Source organism: Streptomyces sp. NPDC094448 (assembly GCF_044763775.1).
Lineage (GTDB): Bacteria > Actinomycetota > Actinomycetes > Streptomycetales > Streptomycetaceae > Streptomyces.
Genome location: NZ_JBIWGU010000023.1, coordinates 1 through 21,170 on the forward strand (window position 1 = coordinate 1; position 21,170 = coordinate 21,170).

Here is a 21,170-nt window from a genome sequence, read left to right on the forward strand (position 1 = left end):
TGCTGCGCCGGACCATTCGGCGCCGACAGACCATTCGACGCACCGTCCTGATTCACCGCCGAACCACGCACCACCGCAAGCACCGTATGACCGTTACGCTCCGCATCCGACAACCGCTCCACCACCAGAACACCGACACCTTCTGCCCAGCCGGTGCCGTTCGCGGTGTCCGCGAACGCGCGGCAGCGGCCGTCGGGAGAGAGTCCGCCCTGCTGCTCGAACTCGACGAACCCGTCAGGGGTCCCCATCACGGTGACTCCGCCGACCAGCGCAAGCGTGCACTCCCCTTGGCGCAGGGCGTGCCCTGCCTGGTGCAGGGCGACCAGCGACGACGAACACGCCGTATCGACCGTGACCGCCGGGCCCTGGAACCCGTAGAAGTAGGAGATACGGCCGGTGAGGACACTGGGCTGTATGCCCAGGGAGCCGAATCCGCCGAGGTCGGCTCCTACTCCGTAGCCGTACGAGAAGGCGCCCATGAACACGCCGGTGTCACTTCCCCGGAGCGTGTCCGGCACGATGCCCGCATGCTCGAACGCCTCCCATGAAGTCTCCAGGACCAGACGCTGCTGCGGGTCCATCGTCAGCGCCTCGCGCGGGCTGATCCCGAAGAACGCGGCATCGAAGTCCGCCGCGTCGGAGAGGAAGCCGCCCCGGTCCGCGTCCGCCTCGCCGCCCAGGACGGTCGGGTCCCAGCCGCGGTCGGCGGGGAAGCCGGTCATCGCGTCGCCGCCGCTGTCGACCAACCGCCACAAGTCCTCGGCGGACGTGACCCCGCCGGGCAGACGGCACGCCATACCGACAATCGCGAGGGGCTCGTCCCCGGTCGCCGCGGTGGCGGGCCGGGCGGGCGGCCGGGCGGGGGCGGGACCGGCGCCGGTCAGCGTGTCGTTCAGCCGGGACGCGACGTCCCGCGGCGTCGGGTGGTCGAAGGCGAGGGTGGCGGGCAGCCGGACACCGGTTGCCGCGGCGAGCCGGTTCCGCAGTTCGACGGCGGTCAGCGAGTCGACCCCGAGGGTCTTGAACGCCGCGTCCGCCGGCACGTCCACGGCGTCCGCGTGGCCGAGCACGGCCGCCGCGCAGTCGCGGACCAGGGTGAGCAGCGCGGCGTCCCGGTCGGTGCGGGCCATGGTCGCGAGCCGTTCGGCGAGCGGTACGCCGGTGGCGGCCGTCCGGCGTGGCGCGGGGCTCCGCAGACCGGCGAAGAGCGGCGAGGTCTGCGCGTTCAGGTCCATGGCGGCCGCGACGGCGAACGCGGCACCGGCTCCGGCGGCGGTCTCCAGCAGGCGCAGCGCCTGGTCTCCCTCCATAGGACGGAATCCACCACGGCGCACACGGGTCCGGTTGGTGCCGCTCATGCTGCCCGTGAGTCCGCTGTCGTCCTCCCACAGCCCCCAGGCCAGCGACAGTGCGGGCAGCCCTTCGGCGCGGCGCTGCGCGGCGAGTCCGTCGAGGAAGCCGTTGGCGGCGGCGTAGTTGCCCTGGCCACGGCCGCCCAGAAGGCCCGCAACGGACGAGTAGAGGACGAATGCGCGCAGGTCCGCGCCGCGGGTCAGCTCGTGGAGATGCCAGGCGCCGTCGGCCTTGGGGCGCAGCGTGGTGGCGAGCCGTGCGGGCGTGAGCGCGGTGACCACACCGTCGTCGAGGACCGCCGCCGTATGGAAGACCGCGGTCAGCGGTCGTTCCACGGAGGCGAGTACGGCGGCGAGCCGGTCCCGGTCGGAGACGTCGCAGCTGATGTGCACACCGGGTGTGTCCGGCGGGGGTTCGCTGCGGGAGAGGAGCAGGAGGTGGCGGGCTCCGTGTTCGGCGACGAGGCGCCGGGCGAGATGGCCGGCCAGTACACCCGAACCGCCGGTGATGAGCACCGTGCCGTCAGGGTCGAGCAGTGGCCCGTCGGGCCGGGCGGTCGCAGCGGTGCGGATGAGCCGGGGCACTTCGTACCGGCCCTCGGTGACACGGACATACGGTTCGGCCAGTGTCCCGGCCGCGGCGACTGCCTCGTCCGGGGTGTCGGCGCGGGTCTCCACCAGCACGAATCGTCCCGGGTGCTCGGCCTGTGCGGAGCGGACCAGGCCGGCGACCGCTCCGCCGGTCGGTCCCGCGTCGATCCGGACGACGAGGGGAGTCTCCGCGAGGCTGTCGTCGGCGACCACCCGGTGCAGTTCACCGAGCACCAGCTCGGTGAGCCGGTACGTCTCCTGGAGCATGTCAGCGCCCGGTTCCGGGAGCGCCGAGACGCAGGGGAGCGAGGTCGTGGGGCCGGGCTCGGTCGTCGTCCCGGGTGCACGGTCGAGGGCGGGCACCGGGGGACGCAGCTCGGTCCAGGAGAGATTGAAGAGGGAGTTGCGGGCCGCGGTGTCGCCGTCGGTGAGTGCGCTGGTGTCGACCGGTCGTGCGGTCAGCTCGGAGACGGTCAGCACCGGCTGACCGGCCGGGTCGGTCGCCTGCACGGTCACACCGTTCGGACCCGGCCCCGGGGTGATCGCGACGCGCAGCGTGGTGGCACCGGTCGTGTGCATCCGCACGCCGTTCCACGAGAACGGCAGCTTCACATGTCCCGGATCCGATTCCTGTCCCGTGAGCAGTGGCAGGCAGGTGACGTGCAGCGCGGCGTCCAGCAGGGCCGGGTGTACGCCGTAGTGGGATACGTCGTCCTCCTGCTCCGTGGGGATCTCCACCTCGGCGTAGAGGGTGTCGCCGTCGCGCCAGGCCGCGCGCAGGCCGCAGAAGGCAGGGCCGTAGCCGTAACCGGCTGTGGCGAGTTCCTGGTAGAAGCCGGTGAGGTCGACGGCGTGCGCTGCCGGTGGCGGCCACGCGGCCGGAGTCTCCTCCACGGTGCCTTCGGCGCGTCCGAGGGTTCCGGTGGCGTGGCGGGTCCAGGTGTCGGTGCCTTCGGGGCGGGCGTGGACGGTCACCGGTCGGCGTCCGGTGTCGTCGGGCCGGTCGACGGTGACGGTGAGATCGACGGCGCCGGTGACCGGGAGTACGAGCGGTGTCTCGATGACCAATTCCTCCACCAGGTCACAGCCCGCCTCGTCACCGGCGCGGATCACCAGTTCCACGAACGCGGTGCCCGGCAGCAGCACGGTGTCCTGAACGGTGTGGTCGGCCAGCCAGGGATGCGTCGCCCGTGACAGCCTCCCTGTCGCCAACACCCCGTTACTGCCCGGCAGCGCCACGGCGGTCGTCAGCAGCCCATGACCGATACCGCCGCCACCGGCCGCTTTCGGCAGCAGCCAGTAGCGTTTGTGGTCGAAGGGGTAGGTGGGCAGGTCGAGAAGCCGTTCTCCGGTGGGCGGCACGAGGGTGGTCCAGTCGACGGTGGCACCCTGGACCCAGGCCTCCGCGAGCGCGGTGGTGAACCGGTCCCCGCCGCCTTCGCCGGTACGCAGGGAAGCGACGGTACGTTCCTGGTCGATCGCGGGCAGCAGCACCGGATGCGCACTGCACTCGATGAACAGGGAACCGTCGAATTCCGCGATCGCGGAGTCCATCGCGACCGGTTGACGGAGGTTGCGGTACCAGTAGCCGTCCTCGACCGGCTCCTCCACCCAGCCGCTGTCCACGGTGGACCACCAGGGGATCTTGGGAGTGCGGGTTGTCACGCCTTCGAGGACCTCGGCGAGTTCGTCCTCGACGGCTTCGACATGGGGGGTGTGGGAGGCGTAGTCGACTGCGATCCGCCGCACCCGAACCCCTACAGCCTCATACCCCGCCAGGACACTCTCCACAGCCTCGGGGTTGCCCGCGATCACCGTCGAGGACGGTCCGTTACGGGCCGCGATCCACACCCCCTCCACCAACTCCACCTCCCCCGCGGGAAGCGCAACCGAGGCCATCACCCCACGCCCCGCCAGCCGGCCCCCGATCACCCGGCTCCGCAACGCCACCACCCGCGCCCCGTCCTCCAGACTCAGCGCACCCGCCACACACGCCGCCGCAATCTCCCCCTGCGAATGACCCACCACCCCATCCGCCACCACCCCATACGCCCCCCACAAAGCCGCCACACTCACCGCCACCGCCCACGACAACGGCTGCACCACCTCCACCCGCCCCAGCAACTCCGGCGACCCCAGAGCCTCCTCCCACGACCAGTCCACATAAGGCGCCAACGCCGCCCCACACTCACCCATCCGCCGCGCGAACACCTCCGACCACCCCATCAACTCCACACCCATCCCCACCCACTGCGACCCCTGCCCCGGAAACACGAACACCGTCCGCACCCCCTCACCCGCCACACCCCTCACCACACCATCCCCCAACAACACCGCCCGATGACCGAACACCGCACGCCCCCGCACCAACCCATCCGCCACCACACCCACATCCCGCCCACCCCCCACCAACCCACCCACCCGCTCCACCAACACACCCACACCCACACCAGAACGCGCCGACACCGGCAACGGCACCAACCCCCCAGACACCCAACCCCCGGAATCAGCCGGAGAAACCGACACCTCCACAGCCGGCACCCCCTCCAGCACCACATGCGCATTCGTCCCACTCACCCCGAACCCCGACACCCCAGCCCGCCGCGGGCGACCCGACTCCGGCCACGGCCGGGCCTCCGTCAGCAGCTCCACCGCCCCCGCCGACCAGTCCACATGCGACGACGCCTCACCCACATGCAACGTCCTCGGCAACACCCCGTACCGCATCGCCAACACCATCTTGATCACACCGGCCACACCCGCCGCCGCCTGCGCATGACCAATATTCGACTTCAACGAACCCAGAAACAGCGGCACCTCACGACCCTGCCCGTACACCGCAATAACCGCCTGCGCCTCAATCGGATCCCCCAACACCGTCCCCGTCCCATGCGCCTCCACCACATCAACATCCGCAGGACCCAAACCCGCCCGCTCCAACGCCCCACGAATCACCCGCTGCTGCGCCGGACCATTCGGCGCCGACAGACCATTCGACGCACCGTCCTGATTCACCGCCGAACCACGCACCACCGCAAGCACCGTATGACCGTTGCGCTCCGCATCCGACAACCGCTCCACCACCAGAACACCGGCGCCCTCGGCGAATCCGATGCCGTCGGCAGTGTCGGCGAACGCCTTGCAGCGCCCGTCCGGGGCCACCCCGCCCTGCCGGGAGAACTCCACGAAACTCTGCGGAGACGCCATCACCGTGACTCCGCCGACCAGGGCGAGGGAGCATTCACCGTTGCGCAGTGCCTGACCGGCCTGGTGCAGGGCGACCAGCGACGACGAACACGCCGTATCGACCGTGACCGCCGGGCCCTGGAGTCCGAAGAAGTACGAGAGGCGTCCGGCGAGCACCGCGGGCTGTGTGCTGTAGGCGCCGAACCCGCCCAGGTCGGCGCCCGCTCCGTAGCCGTAGTAGAAGCCGCCGACGAAAACTCCCGTGTCGCTGCCGCGCAGCGTGTCGGGCACGATGCCCGCGCGTTCGAGCGCCTCCCAGGCGATCTCCAGGAGGATCCGCTGCTGCGGGTCGAGCGCGATGGCCTCGCGCGGGCTGATCCCGAAGAACGCGGCGTCGAAGTCCCCGGCTCCTTCGAGGGCGCCGGCTCGCGAGGTGGCCGAATCGGCGTCGGCGTGGAGTGCGGCCACGTCCCAGCCCCGGTCGGTGGGAAAGTCCCCGACCGCGTCGCCCCCGGCCTCGACGAGTTCCCACAGCTCTTCCGGCGACGTGATGCCGCCGGGGAGACGGCAGGCCATGCCGACGACGGCGAGCGGCTCGTTCACGGCGGCGCGCAGCGCGGTGTTCTCCCTGCGCAGCTTCGCGTTGTCCTTGACGGATATCCGCAAGGCGTCGATCAGCTCGTTCTCGGCCATCGGCTCATCCCTTCCGTACATGCGCGATGAGCGCGTCGGCGTCCATGTCGTCGATCAACTCGTCGTCGATCAGTTCGTCGTCGATCGACCCGTCGTCGGTCGACTCGTCGTCGGGTCCGGCCGCCGGAGGGCTGTGGGGCATCTGTGCCGCCTGCGGTTCACCGCCGTCCGGGGTCGCACCGCCGTCCGGGTTCAGGAGCGTGAGCAGGTGCCGGGTGAGTGTCCCGGCCGCCGGGTAGTCGAAGACGAGCGTGGCCGGCAGTGGGGTGGCGAGGGCTTCGGCCAGGCGGTCGCGCAGGCCGAGTGCGGTGAGGGAGTCGAACCCGAGGTCCTTGAAGGCCGCGGTGGCCGTGACCGCCCGGGCGTCGGTATGGCCGAGCAGTGCGGCCGCGGTGTCGCGGACCAGCCCGAGTACCGCCTGTTCCCGTTCCTCGGGCGACAGGTCCGGGAGTCGCTCCGGCAGGGAGCTGCCGCTCTCGGCGGAGCGCCGGGTGGGCCGCTGGACCGGCCGCCACAGCGGTGACGGGTCACCGGGCGGGGGCGGGGCTGTCGCCACGACCACGGTCTCCCCGGTTGCGCGTGCCGCGTCGAGCAGTTCGGTCCGCCGGTCCTCGGCCGCGGTGAACGCCATGGCGGGCAGGCCTTCCGCCCGGCGCAGTTCGGCGAGTGCCTCCCACGGCCCTGCGGGCTCGCCGGGCGGCACCAGCAGGACGAACGCGTCCAGCGGGAGTTCGCGGGTCAGCCGGTGCAGTTCCCAGGCCGAATCGGCGGTGTCCGCCGCGTGGACGACCGCGGTCACGGGGGCCTCGGGCAGCCCTCCCGGCTCGTGCCGGATCACCTCCGCTCCCCGCTCGGTCAGCTGTCGGACCAGCTCCTGCGAACCGCCGGCGAGGAGCACGGTGCCGCCGTACGGGGGTGGATCGGTACGGGGCCCGGCCGGGACCAGGCGCGGTGCTTCGAGGCGTCCGCCGGTGAGCCGGAGGTGCGGTTCGTCGAGGCGGGCGAAGGCTGCCGCGCGGCGGGGTGTGACCGTGTCCGCGGTCTGTACCAGCACAAGCCGTCCCGGTGGGGAGGTGTCGACCAGTGCCGCGACGGCTCCCGCCGTGGTTCCGGCGGCCGCGGATACGACCAGCGTGGCGCCGGCGGTCCTCGGGTCGTCGAGCGCGGTACGTACGTCTGCGGGATCGGAGGCCCTCACCACGATGACGTCGGGGCGCTTCGCATCGAACGGGTCGTCCCCGGGCGCGGTGCCGTCGCCGGGGCCCGGGTATCTGACGGCGGTGGTGCCGGGTGCCGCGGGTGCCCTTACCCCGGTCCACGTACGCCGGTACAGCCGCACGTCTCCGCCCGGATCCGGTGCGGCCGGCGGCCGGGTGACGAGTGACCCGATCTCCGCGACCGGCCGTCCCGTCTCGTCGGCGAGGTGGACGCGGGCTCCGCCGTCGGCCGCCGTGAACGTGACCCGCGCCGCTGTGGCGCCGCTTGAGTGGACGCGGACACCGGAGAAAGCGAACGGGACCCGGACCCCGGCGTTCTCGGAGCCAGCGCTCAGGCTGCCCGCCTGGAGCGCGGTGACGAGCAGCGCCGGGTGCAGTGTGTAGCGGGCGGCGTCCCTGGCGAGGGCGCCGTCGACGGCCACCTCCGCGAAGACGGTGTCGCCGTGCCGCCATGCGGCGGACAGGCCCCGGAACCCGGGGCCGAACCCGTACCCCTCGTCGTCGAGCCTGCGGTAGAACTCGGCAATGTCGATCGGCTCCGCGTGTGCGGGCGGCCAGGGGCCGTCGGCCGTGGCGGGCTCGGCGGTGGCGATGCCGGCCCGGCCCGAGGCGTGACGGGTCCAGGTTCGGTCCCCGTCCTTCCGGGCGTGGATACGCACGGCGCGGCGGCCGCCGCCGTCGGCCGCGGCAACGGTCACACGCACCTGTACGGCGCCGGTCGCGGGCAGCGCCAGTGGTGTTTCGATGACCAGTTCGTCGAGGAGATCGCAGCCCGCCTCGTCGGCGCCGCGCCCGGCCAGCTCCACGAACACGGGTCCGGGCAGCAGCACTTCACCGGCGACGGAGTGCCCGGCGAGCCACGGGTGGGTGGCGCGTGAGAAACGGCCGGTGAGCAGCGTCTCGTCGGTGTCGGGCAGGGCCATGGAAGCGGCGAGCAGCGGGTGGTCCACGGCGTCGAGTCCGAGGCCGGTGGCGTCCGTGCCGGATGACGGTTCGATCCAGTACCGCTCGTGGTGGAAGGCGTACGTCGGCAGGTCGTGCACCGGTGCGGGCGCGGGTCCGGATGCCGTCCTCGGGGTGGCATGCGCCGTCCCCCGCGCTGCGACGACGGTCGGCCAGTCGACGGCCACACCGGCCGTGTACGCCTTGGCCAGCGAGTCCAGGACCTGGCCGGCCCCTCCGCCGCGGCGCAGCGTGCCAACGGTTGTGCCGTTGATCGCGGGCAGCAGTACCGGGTGGGCGCTGACCTCGATGAAGACGGTGTCGCCCGGCTCCCGGGCGGCGGCCACGGCGGTGGCGAAGCCCACTGGGTTGCGCAGATTGCGGAACCAGTACTCGTGGTCCAGGGGGGTGTCGATCCACCGCTCGTCGGCGGTGGAGAACCAGGGGATCCGGGGCGTACGGGAGGTGGTGGCCGCGGCGATCTGCTGGAACTCCTCGTACAGCGGGTCGACGTACGGGGTGTGGGTCGGGCAGTCGACGACGAGGCGGGTCACCCAGACACCGCGGGCCTCGTAGCGGGCGATCAGCGTTTCGACGGCGTCGGGCCGCCCGGACACGATGGTGGTGCCGGTGCCGTTGCGGCCCGCGACCCAGACATTGTCGATCTGTGCGGCGGCCGCCTCGACATCGTCGGCGGGGAACGCGATCGAACCCATCGCGCCGTGTCCGGCGAGTTCGCGCTGGAGCAGGGCGGAGCGGAGCGCGACGAGCCGGGCACCGTCTTCCAGGGTGATCGCCCCGGCGGCACAGGCCGCGGCGATCTCCCCCTGGGAGTGCCCGATGACGGCGTCCGGACGTACCCCCGCGGCCTCCCAGACGGCGGCCAGCGACATCATGACCGCCCAGCAGACGGGGTGTACGACGTCGACGCGGCTCTTGACGGCCGGGTCTTCGAGCATGGCGATCAGGTCCCGGCCCGTGTGCTCGGCGAGCGCGTCCGCGCACTCCCTCATCCTGGCCGCGAAGACCGGTGACTCCGCCATCAGTCTCAGGCCCATGCCGAGCCATTGGGAGCCTTGTCCGGGGAAGACGAAGACGGTACGCGGCCGGGTGAGCGCCGTGCCGGTGACGGCGCCTTCGCCGAGCAGCACGGCGCGGTGCGGGAACTCGGTCCGGGTGGAGAGCAGCGCGGCGGCGACGGCACGCGGGTCGTCACCGGGGTGTTCGGCAAGGTGGGCGCGGAGCCGTCGGATCTGGCCTTCGACGGCTTCGGGGGTGCGGGCCGAGACCGGCAGCGGGGTGTGCTCCGTGGTGAACAGCGGCTCGCTCGGTTCCACGGGCGGCGAGTCGACGGACGGTGAATCCGGAGTCGCGGGGGCTTCGATGATGACGTGGGCGTTGGTGCCGCTGACGCCGAAGGAGGACACGGCGGCGCGCCGGGGCCTGCTCGTCTCGGGCCAGGGGCGGGCTTCGGTGAGGAGTTCGATGCCCCCGGAGGTCCAGTCGACGTGGGTGGACGGTGTGTCGATGTGCAGGGTGCGGGGCAGGGTGCCGTGGCGCATCGCCAGGACCATTTTGATGATGCCCGCGACGCCCGCGGCCGCCTGGGTATGGCCGATGTTCGACTTCAGGGAGCCGAGGAGGAGGGGCGTGGTGCGGTGCTGCCCGTACGTCTCCAGTAGCGCACCGGCTTCGATGGGATCGCCCAGGCGGGTGCCGGTGCCATGGGCCTCGACCGCGTCGACGTCCGATGGTTCGAGCCGCGCGTTGGCGAGCGCCTGCCGGATCACACGCTCCTGCGACGGCCCATTGGGCGCGGAGAGCCCGTTCGAGGCGCCGTCCTGGTTGACGGCGGACCCGCGGACGACCGCCAGGACCCGGTGGCCCAGCCGCTCGGCATCCGACAACCGCTCCACGACCAGAACACCGGAGCCCTCCGCGAAGGCGGTACCGTCCGCCGCGTCCGCGAACGCCTTGCACCGGCCGTCCGCGGCGAGACCCCGCTGCTGGGAGAAGTCGACGAAACCGGACGGCGAGGCCATCACCGTCACACCGCCGACCAGGGCCAGGGAACACTCCCCGGTACGCAGGGACTGACCGGCCTGGTGCAGGGCGACCAGCGACGACGAACACGCCGTGTCGACCGTGACCGCCGGGCCCTCCAGACCGTAGAAGTACGAGAGACGGCCCGACAGCACACTGGTCTGCGTTCCGGTGGCGCCGAAACCACCGAGGTCGGTGCCGAGGCCGTATCCGTCGGAGAAGGCGCCGATGAACACCCCGGTGTCGCTGCCGCGGAGCGTGCCGGGCACGATGCCGGCCTGTTCCAGCGCCTCCCACGAGGTTTCCAGGACGATCCGCTGCTGGGGGTCCATCGCGAGGGCCTCACGCGGGCTGATCCCGAAGAACGCGGCGTCGAAGTCGGCCGCCCCTGCAAGGAATCCGCCGTGCCGGACCGTCGACGTGCCGGGATGCCCGGGGTCGGGGTCGTAGAGCGCGTCCACGTCCCAGCCGCGGTCGGTGGGGAACTCCGTGATGCCCTCACCACCGGACTCCAGCAGCCGCCACAGATCCTCGGGCGACGCGACCCCGCCCGGCAGACGGCACGCCATCCCGACGATCGCCAGCGGTTCGTCGACGGCAGCGGCCGGGGTCGGCGCGCGGGTGGGCTCCACTGTCCGGCCGGACAGGGCCGCGGTCAGCTTCGCCGCGACGGCTTGCGGCGTCGGGAAGTCGAAGACCGCGGTCGCGGCGAGCCGTACCCCGGTCGCCTCGGTGAGGGCGTTGCGCAGCCGCACCGCGGTGAGGGAGTCGGCGCCGAGTTCCCTGAACGTCGCGGCCGGTTCGATCCGGTCGGCGCCGTCGTGGCCGAGCACGGCCGCCGCGCACTCCCGGACGACGGCCAGCGCCGCCTTCTCGACTTCGGCCGCGGAGAGTCCGGCGATCCGGTCCGCGAGGGCCCCGGCACCGGGCGTACGGCGCCGCGGGCCCCTGCCCGCCGCCCTGAGCAGAGGCGTCTCACCGAGCCCCGCCGGGTCGGCGGCGACGAGCGCAGCGTCCGGGGACCGCAGGGCCGCGTCGAACAGTGCCAGCCCGCGTTCGGTGCTCAACGCGGTGACACCGCTTCGGCGCATCCGGTCGCCGACTCCGGCCGTCAGTCCGCTCTCCGGCTCCCACAGGCCCCAGGCCACCGACAGTGCGGGAAGTCCGGCGGCCCGGCGCTGTACGGCGAGTTCGTCGAGGAACGCGTTCGCCGCCGCATAGTTGCCCTGACCGGGGCTGCCGAGCACACCGGCGGCCGACGAGTAGAGCACGAACGCCGCGAGGTCCTGGTCCTTGGTGAGTTCGTGCAGATGCCAGGCGCCGTCGGCCTTCGGACGGAGGACGGAGTCGAGGCGCTCCGGGGTGAGGCCGGTGAGGACGCCGTCGTCGATGACGGCCGCGGTGTGCACCACGGCGGTGAGAGGGTGCGCGGGGTCGATCCCCGCCAGCGCCGATTCCAGTTCGTCCCGGTTCGCGATATCGCAGGCGACGGCCGTGACCCGGGCGCCGGGGACGTCGTTCGCCGTCCCGCCGCGGGACAGCATCAGCAGTCGGCGTACTCCGTAGTGGTCGACGAGATGGCGGGCGACGAGGCCCGCCAGTGTTCCGGACCCTCCGGTGATGAGGACCGTGCCCTCCGGGTCGAGTGCCGGAGCGTCACCGGCCGGGGCCGCCGGGGTGAGCCGGCGCGCATAGGTCCGGCCGTCGCGCAGCACGGTCTGCGGTTCGCCGAGGACGGCGGCGGCCGCGAGCAGCGGGGCTGCGGTGTCCGGTGCGGCGTCGACGAGGGCGATCCGGCCGGGGTGCTCCGCCTGCGCGGTTCGTACGAGGCCCGCGACCGCGGCGGCGGCGAGGCCGGGCCCGGTGTGGACGGCCATCACCGCGTCGGCGTACCGGTCGTCGGTGAGGAAGCGCTGAAGCGCGGCCAGCACTCCGGCCCCGAGCCGCCGTACCTCGTCGAGCGGGGCGCCCCCGGTCTCGTACGCGGGGAGGATCACGATGTCCGGGACCGCCGGGTCGTCGAGTCCACCGGTTGTCGCGGTGGTGGGGGGCGGTTCCTCAAGCCCGTCCGGCTCGGCCAGTACGGCCAGTACCGGCCGCAGCAGGCCCGGAACGGCTCCTTCGACGGTCAGGGGGCGGCTGCGGACGGCGCCGACGGTGGCGACGGTCCTTCCGGCCCCGTCCGCGATGTGGACGCCGCCGGCGGTGACGGCGACCCGTACCGCGGTCGCTCCGCCGGAGTGGACACGCACGTCGTCGAAGGCGTACGGAAGCTCGGTTCCCGCGGCGGCGAGGGTGAGGGCGGCGCCGAGGAGAGCCGGGTGCAGGCCGTGGCGTCCGGCTTCGGCGTGCCGCTCCTCCGGGAGGGACACTTCGGCGTAGACGGCGCCCTCGTCGGTCCAGGCCGCGTGCGGCCGGGGCTGCGCGGGACCGTCCGTGTGCCCGGCCCCGGCCAGGGCGTCCGCCCGCCGGCCGATATCGAGCGGCCGGGCCGTGGCGGGCGGCCACACCGACGGCATGCCGGCTGCCTCCGGTGCCGCCGGTGCTTCGGGCGCGAGAATTCCGGTGGCGTGCCCGGTCCACTCGCCCTTGCCGTGCCGCGCATGCACGGTGACCGTGCGGCGGCCGTCTTCCCGGGGCGCCGCCACGGTGACGGAGAGCGCGACCCCACCGGACTGCGGAAGCACGAGCGGAGTGTCCACGGCGAAGCTCTCCGGAGCACCGCACCCGGCTTCCTCGCCCGCTGTGATCGCCAGGTCGAGCAGGACCGCGGCCGGCAGTACCGGGATGCCGTGCACGGAGTGCGCGAGGGGATCGGCGGCGTCGACCCGGCCGGTGAGGACCAGTTCACCGCTGCCGGGAACGCCGACCGCCGCGGTCAGCACCGGGTGGTCGACGGCCAGCTGACCGGCGGGAGCCGGATCGCCGCCGCCGCGGGGCGCCGACCAGTAGCGGTCCCGCGCGAAGGGGTACGTCGGCAGGTCCGGCGGTGCGGCCGGTACGGGGCCGATGACCTTCGGCCAGTCGACCGTGGCACCGCTGATGTGGAGGCGGGCGAGCGCGGTCATCGCGGACCGGGGTTCGTCGTCGCCGTACAGCATCGGGACGCCGTCGACGAGGCGGGACAGATTGCGGTCCGGGCCGATCTCCAGGAGCAGCGCCCCGTCGTACGCGGCGACCTGCTCTCCGAACCTGACGGTGTCGCGGACCTGCCGCACCCAGTACTCCGGTGTCGCGCACGCTGCGCCCGCGGCCATCGGAATCCTCGGCTCGTGGTACGCCAGCCCCTCCGCGACCTCCCGGAACGCGTCGAGCATCGGCTCCATCCGGGCCGAGTGGAAGGCGTGGCTGGTCCGCAGGCGGGTGAAGCGGCCGAGGCGGGCCGCGATGTCGAGCACCGCGTCCTCGTCACCGGTGAGCACGATCGACGAGGGGCCGTTGACGGCGGCGATCTCCACGCCGTCGCGCAGCAGCGGCCGCGCCTCCCGCTCCGACGCGACGACGGCGGCCATCGCGCCGCCGTGCGGCAGGGCCTGCATCAGCCGGGCTCGCGCCGAGACCAGGGTGCACGCGTCGTCGAGGGACCAGACACCGGCGACGTAGGCCGCGGCCAGCTCGCCGATGGAGTGGCCCACGAGGGCGTCGGGGCGGACGCCCCACGCGTCGAGCTGGGCGCTGAGCGCGACTTGGAGCGCGAAGACCGAGGGCTGGGCGTGTCCGGTGTCGTGGAGGCCGAGTCCGGTGGGGATCCGGAGGGCGTCGAGGACATCGCGGCGGGTGCGGGCGAACACGTCGTACGCGGCGGCCAGTTCATCGCCCATGCCGGGGCGCTGCGAGCCTTGGCCGGAGAAGAGCCACACCAGGCGGCGATCGGGTTCCGCGGTGCCGGTGACCAGGTCCGTGCCGATCAGGGCCGCCCGGTGCCGGAAGGCCGTACGGGCGAGCAGGGCCGAGGCCACGGCACGTTCGCCGTCGCTTCCGGAGTCGCGGAAGGCCCGGATGCGGGTGGTGTGTTCGTGGAGTGCGCGGGGGGTGCGGGCGGAGATCAGCAGGGGCACCGGGTGGGCGTCGGGCGGGGTCTCGGATGCGGGCTGGGGGCGGCTTTCGATGATGACGTGGGCGTTGGTGCCGCTGACGCCGAAGGAGGACACGGCGGCGCGCCGGGGCCTGCTCGTCTCGGGCCAGGGGCGGGCTTCGGTGAGGAGTTCGATGCCCCCGGAGGTCCAGTCGACGTGGGTGGACGGTGTGTCGATGTGCAGGGTGCGGGGCAGGGTGCCGTGGCGCATCGCCAGGACCATTTTGATGATGCCCGCGACGCCCGCGGCAGCCTGGGTGTGGCCGATGTTCGACTTCAGGGAGCCGAGGAGGAGGGGCGTGGTGCGGCTCTGCCCGTAGGTCGCGAGCAGCGCGGTCGCTTCGATGGGGTCCCCGAGGCGGGTGCCGGTGCCATGGGCCTCGACCGCGTCGACGTCCGACGGTTCGAGCCGCGCGTTGGCGAGCGCCTGCCGGATCACACGCTCCTGCGACGGCCCATTGGGCGCGGAGAGCCCGTTCGAGGCGCCGTCCTGGTTGACGGCGGACCCGCGGACGACCGCCAGGACCCGGTGGCCCAGCCGCTCGGCATCCGACAACCGCTCCACGACCAGAACACCGGAGCCCTCCGCGAAAGCGGTGCCGTCGGCGGCGTCCGCGAACGCCTTGCACCGGCCGTCCGGCGCCAGACCCCGCTGCTGGGAGAAGTCGACGAAACCGGACGGCGAGGCCATCACGGTGACGCCGCCGACCAAGGCGAGGGAGCATTCCCCGGTACGCAGCGACTGACCGGCCTGGTGCAGGGCGACCAGCGACGACGAACACGCCGTGTCGACCGTGACCGCCGGGCCCTCCAGACCGTAGAAGTAGGCGAGACGGCCGGACAGCACACTGGTCTGGGTGCTGGTCGCGCCGAAACCACCGCGATCGGAGGCGGAGCCGTACCCGTAGAAGTAGCCGCCGATGAACACGCCGGTGTCGCTGCCGCGCAGGGTGTGCGGGTCGATGCCCGCGTGTTCGAACGCTTCCCACGAGGTTTCCAGGACGATCCGCTGCTGGGGGTCCATCGCGAGGGCCTCGCGCGGGCTGATCCCGAAGAACGCGGCGTCGAAGTGGGCCGCCTCCGTGAGGAATCCGCCGTGCCGGACCGTGGACGTGCCCGGATGGTCGGGGTCGGGGTCGTAGAGCGCGTCCACGTCCCAGCCGCGGTCGGTGGGGAACTCCGTGATGCCCTCACCACCGGACTCCAGCAGCCGCCACAGATCCTCGGGCGACGCGACCCCGCCCGGCAGACGGCACGCCATGCCGACGATCGCCAGCGGTTCGTCGTGCCGGCGGGCCGGGGTCGGGGTACGGCGCCGGGTGGCCGCCCGGGTGCCGGCCAGCTCGCCGAGGTGCGCGGCGAGTGCCTGCGCCGTGGGGTGGTCGAAGACGAGTGTGGCGGGCAGTGTCAGACCTGTCGCGTCCGCCAGCCGGTTCCGCAGCTCGACGCCGGTCAGCGAGTCGAAGCCCACCTCTTTGAACGCGCGCAGCGGTTCGATGGCATGGACGTCGCGGTGGCCGAGGACAGCGGCGGCACTCGTCCTGACGAGTTCGAGCATGTCGCGCGAGCCGGCCGGGGCGGGCCTGCGGCGCGCGGCAGGTACCAGATCGCGCAGGATCGGTGGGACATGGCCGGCCGCGGCGACGGCGGCGAGGTCGAGGCGGACGGGTACGAGTGCGGGACGGTCGCTGTGCAGGGCCGCATCGAAGAGGGCGAGTCCTTGCGCGGCCGTCATCGGGATCATGCCGCCGCGGGCGATGCGGCTCAGATCGGTGGAGGTCAGTCGGCCGCCCATGCCGTCCGCCTCGTCCCACAGCCCCCACGCGAGGGACACGGCGGGCAGTCCCTGTGCGCGCCGGTGGCGGGCGAGCGCATCGAGGAACGCGTTGCCGGTCGCGTAGTTCGCCTGCCCCGCGCCGCCGAACGTCGCGGAGATCGACGAGTACAGGACGAACGCCGCGAGGTCCTGGTCCTTCGTCAGCTCGTGCAGCTGCCAGGCGACATCGGCCTTCACCCGCAGCACGGCGTCCCACTGCGGGGGCCGCATGGTGGCTACGACCGCGTCGTCGACGATCCCGGCCATGTGGACGACGGCGCGGAGCCGTCCGGCGATGCCGTCCACGAGGGCGGCCAGCGCACTTTTGTCGGTGACGTCCACGGCCGCGTACCGCACCCGGTCGTCGTCCGGCGCTCCGCCGGGCCGTCCGCCGCGGGACGCCACGACGATCTCGGCGGCCTCGTGGGCGGTCAGCAGATGGTCCACGAGCAGACGGCCGAGACCGCCGGTGCCGCCGGTGACGAGGACGGTTCCCCCGGTCAGCGGGGAGGCTCCCGCGGCTGCGGCGACCCGGTGCAGCCGAGCGGCGCGGACCGTCCCTCCGGCGACCCGGACCTGGGGCTCGTCACCGGCGGCGAGCCCGGCGGCGACGGCGGCGGGCGTGATCTCGTCCGCTTCGATCAGGCCGACCCGGCCGGGGTGCTCCGTCCCGGCCGTCCGGACCAGACCGCCGAGCGCCTCCTGCGCGGGATCGCCGGTACGGGTGACCACGACGAGGCGGGAATCGGCCCGGCGGGGGTCCGCGAGCCACGTCCGCACCGTAGCGAGCAGTTCGCGGCCCAGCTCCCGGGCCCGGACACCGGGTGATCCGCCCGGGTCGCCCGGCTCCACGGGCAGGACCACCACCGGGGGACGATCCCCTTCGGGGATATCGGCGTGGTACGTCCAGGCGGGGACGGGCGAGGCCGGCACGGGAACCCAGGCGACCTCGAACAGCGCGTCGTTGGCGGGCTCCGCGCTCCGTACGGTCAGACCGTCGGCTTCGACCACCGGGGCGCCGTGCTCGTCCACGGCGAGGACCCGGATCGTGTCGGCGCCGACGCGTTCGAGGAGCACCCGCAGCGCGGTGGCGCCGCGCGTGTACATCCGTACGCCGGTCCAGGAGAACGCGAGCCTGCGCCGCTCCGGGTCGTCGAAGAGCAGGCCGAGCGCGTGCAGTGCCGCGTCGAGCAGCACGGGGTGCAGCCCGTACCGGGCGTCGGTGAGCTGCTCACCGAGGCGGACCGACGCATAGGCGTGTCCCCGGCCGGTCCAGAGCGCCGTCACGGCGCGGAACGCGGGCCCGTAGGAGAGCGGCAGCGTGTCGTAGAAACCGGCCGGGTCGACCGGGTCGGCATCGGGAGGAGGCCATTCGGCCGTCGCCGGTTCGCGGGTCTCCGCATGCAGCGCTCCGGTGGCCACGAGGGTCCACGGGCCGGTACCGGTACGGCTGTGCAGGCGCACGGTCCGCTGCCCGGACGCCTCGGAGCCGACCGTGAACTGGACCTCTGTCACGCTGTCGGCATCGACCACCAGCGGTACGACGATCGTCAGCTCCGCGATCGTCGGCGTACCGAGCCGGGTGCCCGCCTCGGCGAGGAGTTCCACGAGCGCCGAGCCGGGCACGATGATCCGCCCGTCGATTTCGTGGTCGGTGAGCCAGGGCTGTCGGCGTACCGAGAACAGTGCGGTGGCGAGTGCCCCTTCGCCGTCGGCACGGTCGACCAGCGAGGCCAGCAGCGGATGCCCGGAGCTGCTGGCCGGTTCCGCGTCGATCCAGTAGCGGTCGCGCCGGAACGGATACGTGGGCAGCGGAACGCTCGGGGACTCCCCGGACGGCCAGGCGACGGGTACGCCCCGGACCCAGAGCGCGGCAAGCGATTTGGCGAAGCGGCGCGGCCCGCCTTCCCCGCGCCGCAGGGTGCCGACGACCGCCGTGTTCGGCTGCCCGGCGAGGGTGTCCTCCAGGGCAGGGGTGAGGACCGGGTGCGGGCTGGTCTCGACGAACACGCGGTAGCCGAGTTCGGCGAGGCGGGCCGTCGCGGCACCGAAACGGACGGGGCGTCGGACATTGTCGTACCAGTAGGCGGCGTCGGCGGGCCGGTCGAGCCACGCCTCGTCCACGGTGGAGAAGAACGGGATCTCCGGTGCTCGCGGGGTGAGGCCGGCGAGGGCGTCGAGGAGGGCTTCGCGGACCGTTTCCACGTGTGCGGTGTGCGACGCGTAGTCGACGGCGATCCGGCGGGCCCGGGGTGCCGCGGCGAGGAACTCCTCGACGGCGTCGGCCGCTCCGGCGACGACGATCGACGCGGGCCCGTTGACCGCGGCGACCTCCAGACGTCCGGTCCACGCGGCGGCGTCGAAGTCCTCGGGCGCCACCGCGACCATGCCGCCTCGTCCGGCGAGTCCGGCGGCGACGAGCCTGCTGCGCAGCGCGACGACCTTCGCGGCATCGTCGAGGGTCAGTACCCCGGCGACGCACGCCGCGGCGACCTCCCCCTGGGAGTGCCCGAGCACCGCGGCCGGGGCCACACCGCGCACGCTCCACAGCTCCGCGAGGGCCACCATCATGGCGAACGACGCGGGCTGCACGACATCGACCCGGTCGAGGGCGGGCGCCCCGGGCCGCCGGGCGACGACGTCGAGAAGGTCCCAGCCGGTGTGGGGGGCGAGGGCCGCGGCGCACTCGGCGAGCCGCCGCGCGAAGACCGGCTCGGCAGTGAGCAGTTCGGCCCCCATGCCGGCCCACTGGGAGCCCTGCCCCGGGAACACGAACACGGCGCGCGGGTCGGTGATGTCGGCCGTCCCCCGCACCACGTCCGGCACGTCCTCGCCGCGGGCGAACGCCTTCGCGTCCCGGGCCGGGACGACCGCCCGGTGGCGCATGGCCGTGCGGGTGGTGGCGAGCGAATGCCCGATCGCGGCCGGCGGTGCCGTGAGGGCGGCCAGACGGGCCGTGACGTCCCGGACCCCGGACGGGGTGCGGGCGGAGACCGGCCAGAGCACGTCCTGCGTCCCGGGGTCGGCGGGTGGTACGGGAGGGGTGGAGGGGCTGGGAGGGGTGGAGGGACCGGAGGGGGCAGCGGGACCAGCAGAGGCGGAGGGACCGGAGGCGGCGGGGGGACCGGCCTCCAGGACGACATGGGCGTTGGCGCCGCTGATGCCGAACGACGAGACGCCCGCACGCCGGGCACGGCCGGTGTCCGGCCACGGCTCGTTGCGGCGCAGCAGCCGGACGTTGCCGTCCCAGTCGACGTGCCGGGACGGCTCGTCGACGTACAGGGTGCGCGGCAGGACGCCGTGCCTCATCGCGAGGACCATTTTCATCACTCCGGCGATACCCGCCGCCGCCTGGGTATGGCCGATGTTCGACTTGAGCGACCCGATGAGCAGCGGGTGTCCGCGACCGGCGCCGTACGCCGCCGCCAAGGCCTGGGCCTCGATGGGGTCGCCGAGGCGGGTACCGGTGCCGTGCGCCTCCACCGCGTCGACGTCGCCCGGGGCGAGACCGGCGTCGGCGAGCGCGCGCTCGATGACGCGCTGCTGTGCGGGGCCGTTCGGGGCGGAGAGACCGTTCGACGCGCCGTCGGAGTTGACCGCGGAACCGCGCACCACCGCGAGCACGGGATGGCCGAGGCGGGTCGCGTCGGAGAGCCGTTCCACGATCAGGACACCGGCGCCTTCCGAGAAGCTGGTGCCGTCGGCGGCGTCCGCGAACGCCTTGGCCCGGCCGTCGGGGGCGAGCCCGCGCTGGCGGGAGAACTCGACGAACCCCGTCGTCGTCGCCATCACGGTGACCCCGCCGACCAGTGCGAGCGAACACTCCCCCGAGCGCAGCGACCGTACGGCCTGGTGCAGGGCGACCAGCGAGGACGAGCAGGCCGTGTCGACGGTGACGGAGGGGCCCTCGAACCCGAAGTAGTAGGAGAGCCGTCCGGACAGCACACTCGTCGGTGTGCCGGTCGCCCCGAAGCCGCCCAGGTCCACACCGGCGCCGTACCCCTGGCCGAACGCCCCCATGAACACACCGGCGTCGCTGCCGCGGACGCTCGCGGGCAGGATGCCCGCCCGTTCGAACGCCTCCCAGGACACTTCGAGGATCAGCCGCTGCTGCGGGTCCATCGCCAGCGCCTCGCGCGGGCTGATGCCGAAGAACTCCGCGTCGAAGTCGGCGGCCCCGGCCAGGAAGCCACCATGGCGCACGGAGACCTTGCCGATTGCGTCGGGGTCCGGATCGTACAGCGCGTCGAGGTCCCAGCCGCGGTCGGCGGGGAACTCGGTGATCCCGTCGCCACCGGATTCGACCAGGTTCCACAGGTCTTCCGGGGTGTCCGCACCACCCGGCATCCGGCAGGCCATGGCCACGATCGCCAGCGGTTCGTCCCCCGCCACCGGCTTCGGGGATACGGGCGCGGGGGCCGCGGTCTCGGCACCGCCCGGCGGTTTGCCCGCACTGTGCAGGGCCGCGGCGAGCCGGGTGGCGAGCGCGTCCGGAGTCGGATGGTCGAAGACGGCTGTCGCGGAGAGCCTGACGCCGGTCGTCTCCGCGAGTCTGTTGCGCAGCCGGATCCCGCTGAGCGAGTCGATGCCGAGATCCTTGAACGCGGTCGCGGGCCCGATACCGGAGGCGTCCGGGTGGCCCAGTACGGCGGCGGTGGCGGAGCAGACGACGGCCAGCAGATCACGGTCGTGGTCCGCGCCCGTACGGACGGTGGGGCGCGCCACGCGGCGGCGGGCGGGCTCGGGGTCGGCGGGGATGGCCGCGATCACGAACGGCTCGTCGGTGGCGAGGCTCAGATCGAGGAAGTGCCTCCCTTCGGCCTCGGTGAGCGGCCGGAATCCGTCACGCACCCGCTGTCGGTCGGTGTGGGTGAGTTGGGCGGTGAGGGTGGTGGTGGTGTGCCACATGCCCCAGGCGATGGTGGTGGCGGGTTGGTTGTGGTGGTGGCGATGGGTGGCGAGGGCGTCGAGGAAGGCGTTGGCGGCGGCGTAGTTGGCTTGTCCGGGGCTGCCGAGGGTGGCGGCGGCTGAGGAGTAGAGGACGAAGTGGGTGAGGGGGTGGTGTTGGGTTTGTTGGTGGAGGTGCCAGGCGGTGTGGGCTTTGGTTTGGAGGGTGGTGGTGAGGTGGTGGGGGGTGAGGTTGTGGAGGGTGGCGTCGTTGAGGGTGGCTGCGGTGTGGAAGATGCCGGTGAGGGGTTGGGGGATGTGGGTGAGGGCTTGGGTGAGTTGGTGGGGGTCGGTGAGGTCGCAGGGGA

The 21,170-nt window shown here is 73.1% G+C and carries 2 protein-coding genes and 1 pseudogene; all 3 read right to left on the reverse strand.

What is annotated here, in order from left to right:
• Window positions 1–5,822, reverse strand: a 5,822-nt coding sequence (locus ACIQ9E_RS29480; RefSeq protein WP_403712218.1) for a beta-ketoacyl synthase N-terminal-like domain-containing protein, incomplete at its 3' end; no start/stop codon positions are given.
• Between the two features lie 4 nt (window positions 5,823–5,826).
• Window positions 5,827–20,823: an SDR family NAD(P)-dependent oxidoreductase gene (locus ACIQ9E_RS29485; RefSeq protein WP_403712220.1), complete on the reverse strand. Its 14,997-nt coding sequence runs from the start codon at window positions 20,821–20,823 to the stop codon at window positions 5,827–5,829.
• A 51-nt stretch (window positions 20,824–20,874) separates the two neighbouring features.
• A pseudogene (locus tag ACIQ9E_RS29490) lies at window positions 20,875–21,120 on the reverse strand (ketoreductase domain-containing protein); the annotation flags it as partial.
• Window positions 21,121–21,170: the final 50 nt, after the last annotated feature.